Origin of the sequence: Leisingera daeponensis (assembly GCF_019801465.1) — a bacterium.
Classification (GTDB): Bacteria; Pseudomonadota; Alphaproteobacteria; order Rhodobacterales; family Rhodobacteraceae; genus Leisingera; species Leisingera daeponensis_A.
This window is the reverse complement of the sequence record NZ_JAHVJA010000036.1, coordinates 1-2,880: the sequence shown is the minus strand read 5'-3', so window position 1 is coordinate 2,880 and position 2,880 is coordinate 1. Positions and strand designations below refer to the sequence as shown.

The following is a 2,880-nucleotide window of genomic DNA, read 5'->3' as shown; positions in this document are numbered from 1 at the left end:
CGCGTAGCGATGACGCCGGAGTCTGCGGCGCAGCTGCAGAAGCTGGGGTACGGCTGCGCGATCGAGGCCGGGGCCGGGGCGGCGGCGGGGTTTTCCGATGCCGCCTATGAGGCCGCGGGCGTCGAGATCATCAAGACCCCGGCGGCGCTGTGGAAGGCCTGCGACATTGTCGCCAAGGTGCGCCAGCCGGACGAGACCGAGCTGAAGCGGCTGACCAAGGGCAAGACGCTGATCTCCTTCTTCAACCCGGCCGGGAACGAAGCGGGGATGGAGGCGGCCAAGGCCAAGGGCGCCAATGTCATCGCCATGGAAATGGTGCCGCGGATCTCCCGCGCGCAGAAGATGGACGCGCTCAGCTCGATGGCGAACATCGCGGGCTACCGCGCGGTGATCGAGGCGGGCAACAACTTCGGCCGCTTCTTCACCGGCCAGATCACCGCCGCGGGCAAGGTGCCCCCGGCAAAGGTCCTGGTGGTCGGCGCCGGCGTTGCGGGCCTCGCCGCCATCGGCACCTCGACCAGCCTGGGCGCCGTCACCTATGCCTTCGACGTGCGCCCCGAAGTGGCCGAGCAGGTGGAATCGATGGGCGCCGAGTTCGTCTATCTCGATTTCGAGGAGGAGCAGCAGGACGGCGCCGCCACCGGCGGCTATGCGGCGGTCTCCTCGCCGGAATTCCGCGAAGCGCAGCTCGCCAAGTTCCGCGAGCTGGCGCCGGAGATGGACATTGTCATCACCACCGCGCTGATCCCCAACCGCGAAGCGCCGGAGCTGTGGACCGAGGATATGGTCGCAGCGATGAAGCCGGGTTCGGTGATCGTTGATCTGGCGGCGGAAAAAGGCGGCAACTGCAAGCTGACCGTCGCGGATGAGAAGATCGTGACGGACAACGGCGTCACCATCATCGGCTACACCGATTTCCCGTCCCGGATGGCGGCGCAGGCCTCGTCGCTTTACGCCACCAACATCCGCCACATGATGGCGGACCTCACGCCGGAGAAAGACGGCCAGGTCAACCACAACATGGAAGACGACGTGATCCGCGGCGCCACCGTCACGTTTGAGGGCGAGATCACCTTCCCGCCGCCGCCGCCGAAGGTGCAGGCGATTGCGGCCAAGCCCAAGGAAACCGTGCCGGAACTGACGCCGGAACAGAAACGCGCCCAGGAGGTTGAGGCCTTCAAGGCGCAGACCAAAAGCCAGGTCACCATGCTGGCAGGCGGCGGTGCGCTCCTGTTGCTGGTCGGGCTGTTCGCGCCGGTCAGCTTCATGCAGCATTTCATCGTCTTTGCGCTGGCCTGTTTCGTGGGCTTCCAGGTGATCTGGGGCGTTGCGCATTCGCTGCACACGCCGCTGATGGCGGTCACCAACGCGATCTCCTCGATCATCATCCTGGGCGCCTTGATGCAGATCGGATCGGGCAGCTTCCTGGTGATCCTGCTGGCGGCGCTCAGCGTCTTCATGGCCGGGATCAACATCTTCGGCGGCTTCCTCGTCACCCGGCGCATGCTCGCCATGTTCCAGAAATCTTAAAAGAGGGGCCGAACAAATGGATTACGGTTTCACCACCGCCGCCTATGTCGTTGCGGCTGTTCTTTTCATCCTGTCGCTGGGGGGCTTGTCGAACCAGGAAAGCGCCAAACGCGCGGTCTGGTACGGCATCGCCGGCATGGGGCTGGCGGTTTTCGCCACCCTCATCGGCCCCGGTTCCGGCCTGTGGCTGCTGTCGCTGCTGCTGATCGCGGGCGGCGGCATCATCGGGACGTATGTGGCCAAGAAGGTGCAGATGACCGAGATGCCGCAGCTGGTGGCGGCGATGCACTCGCTGGTCGGCCTCGCGGCGGTGTTTGTCGGCTTCATCGCCCATTTCGAGATCGGCAATGTGGCGGCGGCTGTTGCTGCGGGCAGCACCGATGACCTCGGCACCTTTGCCAAGCTGATCGCCAAGAAAACCCCGGCAGAGATCTCTTTCCTGCGGGTGGAGCTCTTCCTCGGCATCTTCATCGGAGCCATCACCTTCACCGGTTCGGTGATTGCCTTTGGCAAGCTGGCGGGCAAGGTCACCTCGGCGGCGACCAAGCTGCCGGGCGGCCACATGCTGAACGCCGGTGCCGCGGCGCTCTCCTTCCTCTGCCTGATCTGGTACTTCAACTCGGGCGGCTTCCTGCCGCTGTTCGTGATGACGCTGGCGGCGCTGTTCATCGGCTACCACCTGATCATGGGCATCGGCGGCGCTGACATGCCGGTGGTGGTGTCGATGCTGAACAGCTACTCCGGCTGGGCCGCAGCGGCGATCGGCTTCTCGCTTGGCAATGACCTCCTGATCGTGGTTGGCGCGCTTGTGGGCTCCTCCGGTGCGATCCTCAGCTACATCATGTGCAAGGCGATGAACCGGTCGTTTGTCAGCGTGATTCTGGGCGGCTTCGGCGGCACCACCGGCCCTGCGATGGAAGTGGAAGGCGAGCAGATCGCCATCGACGCCGACGGTGTTGCCACCGCGCTGGAGGAAGCAGACAGCGTCATCATCATCCCCGGCTACGGCATGGCGGTGGCGCAGGCGCAGCAGAACGTCGCTGAGCTGACCCGGCGCCTGCGGGCCAAGGGCAAGGAGGTGCGCTTCGCCATCCACCCGGTGGCAGGCCGCCTGCCGGGCCACATGAACGTGCTGCTGGCGGAGGCCAAGGTGCCCTACGACATCGTCTTGGAGATGGACGAGATCAACGACGATTTCCCGTCCACCGATGTGGCCATCGTGATCGGCTCCAACGACATCGTGAACCCTGCGGCGCAGGAGGACCCGAACTCGCCGATCGCCGGCATGCCGGTTCTGGAGTGCTGGAAGGCGAAACAGGTGTTCGTCTCCAAACGCGGCCAGGGCACGGG

Annotated in this window: 2 protein-coding genes; both read left to right on the top strand. The window is 65.2% G+C overall.

Annotation, left to right across the window (positions count from 1 at the left end; genetic code table 11):
• Nucleotides 1-1,530: Re/Si-specific NAD(P)(+) transhydrogenase subunit alpha (locus tag KUV26_RS23410; RefSeq protein WP_261400101.1), on the top strand; the 1,530-nt coding region annotated here is incomplete at its 5' end.
• Between the two features lie 16 nt (nt 1,531-1,546).
• A partial coding sequence (locus KUV26_RS23405) for an NAD(P)(+) transhydrogenase (Re/Si-specific) subunit beta (protein ID WP_222510262.1) occupies nt 1,547-2,880 on the top strand: 1,334 nt, incomplete at its 3' end.